5 protein-coding genes and 1 pseudogene are annotated in these 3,955 nt (G+C 70.6%); 5 read left to right on the forward strand and 1 reads right to left on the reverse strand.

Annotation, left to right across the window (positions count from 1 at the left end):
• Nucleotides 1-120, reverse strand: a pseudogene (locus R6V09_RS47820) (proteinase inhibitor I4 serpin); the annotation flags it as partial.
• Nucleotides 121-248: 128 nt separating this feature from the next.
• Between R6V09_RS47820 and R6V09_RS47825 the strand changes: the two are divergent.
• The 5 genes from R6V09_RS47825 to R6V09_RS47845 form a co-directional block, all read left to right on the forward strand.
• Nucleotides 249-1,598 carry a DUF4190 domain-containing protein gene (locus tag R6V09_RS47825; RefSeq protein WP_317887727.1) on the forward strand — a complete coding sequence of 450 codons (1,350 nt, stop codon included), beginning with the start codon at nucleotides 249-251 and terminating at the stop codon, nucleotides 1,596-1,598.
• A 147-nt stretch (nucleotides 1,599-1,745) separates the two neighbouring features.
• Nucleotides 1,746-2,498, forward strand: a complete 753-nt coding sequence (locus R6V09_RS47830; RefSeq protein ID WP_317887728.1) for a GntR family transcriptional regulator — start codon at nucleotides 1,746-1,748, stop codon at nucleotides 2,496-2,498.
• Nucleotides 2,499-2,878: 380 nt separating this feature from the next.
• Nucleotides 2,879-3,070 carry an SPOR domain-containing protein gene (locus R6V09_RS47835; RefSeq protein ID WP_019072018.1) on the forward strand — a complete coding sequence of 64 codons (192 nt, stop codon included), beginning with the start codon at nucleotides 2,879-2,881 and terminating at the stop codon, nucleotides 3,068-3,070.
• Nucleotides 3,071-3,092: 22 nt separating this feature from the next.
• Nucleotides 3,093-3,521 carry a (deoxy)nucleoside triphosphate pyrophosphohydrolase gene (locus tag R6V09_RS47840; protein ID WP_317887729.1) on the forward strand — a complete coding sequence of 143 codons (429 nt, stop codon included), beginning with the start codon at nucleotides 3,093-3,095 and terminating at the stop codon, nucleotides 3,519-3,521.
• A gap of 224 nt (nucleotides 3,522-3,745) precedes the next feature.
• On the forward strand, nucleotides 3,746-3,955 hold a 210-nt coding region (locus R6V09_RS47845), incomplete at its 3' end, for an ATP-binding protein (RefSeq protein ID WP_442810273.1).

The raw sequence follows: 3,955 nt of genomic DNA on the forward strand, positions 1-3,955 counted from the left end.
GAGGAGGGCCAGCAGCGGCCACACCCCGGCCGCCGAGAACACCGTGCCCCCGCAGGCGGCCCCGGCCCACCGCGCGGTGAGCGCGTTCACCGCCCGGACCGTCGTCTTCGTCACCCGCATTCCGCCCCCGTTCACCTCGTGCTTAACATGCGCGAGTCGTACGTCAGTTCCGCGTCTGAAGATCTCCGGCTCCGTGGGTGCAGCCCTCCCGCCGAAGATCCCCCGCCTGAACCAGGAGCACGGTACCCGTGTCCATACCCCCGCCGCCGGAGCCCCAAGGGCCGCCCACCCCGGACCCCGAAGGCCCCCAGGACCGGCCCCCGGGCCCGGCTCCTCTCCCACAGGCGCCCGCCACCCCGTACAACCCGTACGCCCCGCCGTCGGAGGACCCTTACGGGGCACAGCCCCAACCTCCTTACGGCGCGCAACCCCAACCCCCTTACGGGGCACAGCCGCAGACCCCGTACACCCCGTACCCCCAGGGTCCGCCGCCCCCCTACGGCGCCCAGCCCTATCCGACCTGGCCCCAGGGCTACAGCCCGTACGCCAATCCCGCGCCCCTGAACGGCATGTCCGTCGCCGCCCTGGTGCTCGGCATCCTCTGCTGCGTTCCGGGCGTCGGCCTGGTCCTCGGGCTGATCGGGCTGAACCAGACCAGGAAGCGGGGCGAGCGCGGCCGGAGCATGGCGGTGACCGGCATCGTGCTGTCGTCGTTCGGGCTGGTGCTGTGGGTGCTCGGGGTGGCCGGCGCGGCGACCGGCTTCTTCGACGACGTCAAGGTCAGCACGGGCGACAGCGCGAGCGCCTCCCCCGTGAAGGGCGAGTGCTTCGACGCGCCCAGCGGTTCGCTGGAGGGCATGGCGTACGACTTCGACGTGGTGTCCTGCGCCGGCGAGCACGACGCCGAGGTGTTCGCCGTCGTGCGGATGGGCGGCGGCTCGTACCCGGGGGACAAGAAGGTCACGGCCACCGCGGACGACAGGTGCTACGCGCTCCAGGACTCCTACGCCATGGACGGCTGGGCCCTGCCCGACGACGTGGACATCTACTACGTCACCCCGACCGAGCAGAGCTGGCGCCTGGGCGACCGCGAGATCACCTGCGCGTTCGGCAACACCGACGAGGAGGCGAGCCTGCCCGGCGGTTCGCTGCGCAACGACGCCACGACCCTCGACGCGGACCAGGTCGCGTATCTGAAGGCGGCCCACGTCCTCAACGCGGCGCTGGACTCGGCGCCCGACGCGCAGTACGTCGAGGACGATCTTCCGGGGCACAAGGCCTGGGCGGGCCGGGTCTCGGCCGCGCTGACCCAGCAGGCCGACCTGCTGGAAGGCCATCAGTGGCCGGGCGCCTCCGCGAAGCCGGTCGCGGACCTGGTCAAGGACCTGCGGGCGGCGCAGAAGGAGTGGGCGAAGGCAGCCGGGGCCTCCGACGCAGACGAGTTCTACGGGTACTACGACAAGGGCGCCGAGCTCATCGACCCCCACCTGTCGGTCACCGCCCGCAAGGCTCTGGGGCTCGCCACGACCCCGCCCCCGTACGAGGAGGACGACGGTGGAGGGGACAGCGGGGGAGGCGATACCGGCCTGGAGGTGTGACGGCTTCTATAGCGGGGAGAAACTGCCTGGGTAAAGCCCACGCCGGGCACAAGTCATCACATCGAGTGATTCTCTGGCCTTTGCTTGCATGGCACAACCCACGGTTGCCAGGCTGTTGCTGTCTGTACAACCTGATGGGAGCGGCCAGTGACATTCGGTGAGCAGCCGGCGTATCTGCGCGTCGCGGGTGATCTCCGCAAGAAGATCGTCGACGGCCAGCTGCCCCCGCACACCCGGCTGCCCTCGCAGGCCAGGATCCGCGAGGAGTACGGCGTCTCGGACACGGTCGCCCTTGAGGCGCGCAAGGTGCTGATGGCCGAGGGGCTGGTCGAGGGCCGCTCCGGCTCGGGGACGTATGTGCGTGAGCGTCCGGTGCCGCGCCGCATCGCCCGCTCCGGGTTCCGGCCGCCCGCCGGTGCGACACCGTTCCGGCAGGAGCAGGCCGACGGCGAGGCGCGCGGCACCTGGGAGTCCAGCAGCGAGCAGACCGAGGCCGGCGGTGCGATCGCCGAGCGGCTCGGCCTCAAGGCCGGCGAGCGCGTGATGCGCACGAAGTACCTGTTCCGGGACGCCGGCGAGACGATGATGCTCTCCACGTCCTGGGAACCCCTCGCGGTGACCGGCCGTACGCCCGTGATGCTGCCCGAGGAGGGCCCGCTCGGCGGCATGGGGGTCGTCGAGCGGATGCGGGCCATCGACGTCGTCGTGGACAACGTCACGGAGGAGGTCGGCGCCCGGCCTGGCCTCTCCGAGGAGCTGCTCGCGCTGGGCGGTGTCCCCGGACATGTGGTCCTGGTCATCCAGCGCACGTACTACGCCTCGGGCCGTGCGGTGGAGACGGCCGACGTGGTGGTCCCGGCCGACCGGTACCGGATCGCCTACCACCTTCCCGTGAAGTAGTGCACCAAGTAGTGCACCGACTTTCCGTGAAGTAGCGCGCCGAGTAGCGCGTTGGGTGCATTCCAGGTGAAGTAGCGCAACTTTCCCGGCACTTGTCGCCGGAACCGGTCGATCCGCCCTGCCTTGAAGGCCGTTGGATTCCGGTCTTTCTCGCAGGTCGCTCACGGGGCCTGTAGCGTGCCTCCGACCGGATGCATCGAGGTGCGCCAACGGCGCGTTCGTTGTCGTGCGCCCCCTGTGTCATGGCTGGTTGCGTACCTCTTTGTAAAAAGCCGTGTTCGCTGCGTGAAGGTTAGGCGTAGGCTCCGGCATATGCGGATTGCGGTTTCCTTATGGGGTGGGGCACGGCACGAACCGCGAGCGGGAAGCGGAGGGGCGCTATGAACGACGGCACGATCACTCTTCCCTGGCTCGTGATACGGCAGGACGACAACGGCAATCGCTACCGCGTGGGCAGGTACGCGACCCGCGCCGAGGCACAGAAGATCGCGGACAGCCTCGACGACCGCAAGCACAAGCAGCTCTACTGGGTCGAGCGGATCGGGCAGAACGGGGACGCCACCCGCAACTGACGCACCCCGTAGGCTCCGGCGCATGACGACACGGATCGTGGTGGTCGGGGCCGCCCTGTTCGACGACGGCGGAGACGGCCACGGCGGCCGACTGCTCGCCGCGCGCCGCAGCGCACCCCCCGAGCTGGCCGGGCGCTGGGAACTCCCCGGCGGCAAGGTGGAGCCCGGCGAGCGTCCCGAAGCCGCGCTGGTGCGCGAACTCCGCGAGGAACTCGGCGTCGACGCCGAGACCGTCGCACGCGTCCCGGGGGAGTGGCCCCTGAAGCCGCCCTACGTCCTCCAGGTCTGGACGGCCCGCCTGCTCCCCGGTTCGCCCCGCCCCTGCCCCCTGCAGGACCACGACGAGCTGCGCTGGCTCGCTCCCGCGGACGTCTGGACCGTCGACTGGCTCGACCAGGACGTCCCCGCCGTACGGGAGACGCTCGCGCTCCTCGATGCCGGGGCGCGCTGAACTCGTCGTAGGCCGGGATGAGCCGGGTGTGCCGAACTCGCCGTATTTCGTGGCGGACGGGCGCGCCGGACTCGTTCGGGGGTGGGATGGCGGAGTGCGGTGGGCTCGGCGTACGCCGTTCGTGCCACAGTGCGCCCTCCGGGACGGTACCGGGCCCTTGATATCGGGTATGTGCCCATTAAACCCATGAAATCGGACATGGGTGTGCTGGGCTGGCCCGGGATGTGATCGGCTTGATCGACACCGAAGGCGACTGCGCCGAGTGGACCTTTCCCGCCGACCCCGGAGCCGTCCGCACCGCGCGCTCGGCCGTCCGCGGTCAGCTGCGCGACTGGGACCTCGGTGCCCTCGCCGACATCGCGGCGCTGCTGGTCAGCGAGCTGGTGACCAACGCGTTGCGGCACGCCACGGGCCCCATCGGCCTCCGCCTGGTC

Origin of the sequence: Streptomyces sp. W16 (assembly GCF_033194735.1) — a bacterium.
Lineage (GTDB): Bacteria > Actinomycetota > Actinomycetes > Streptomycetales > Streptomycetaceae > Streptomyces.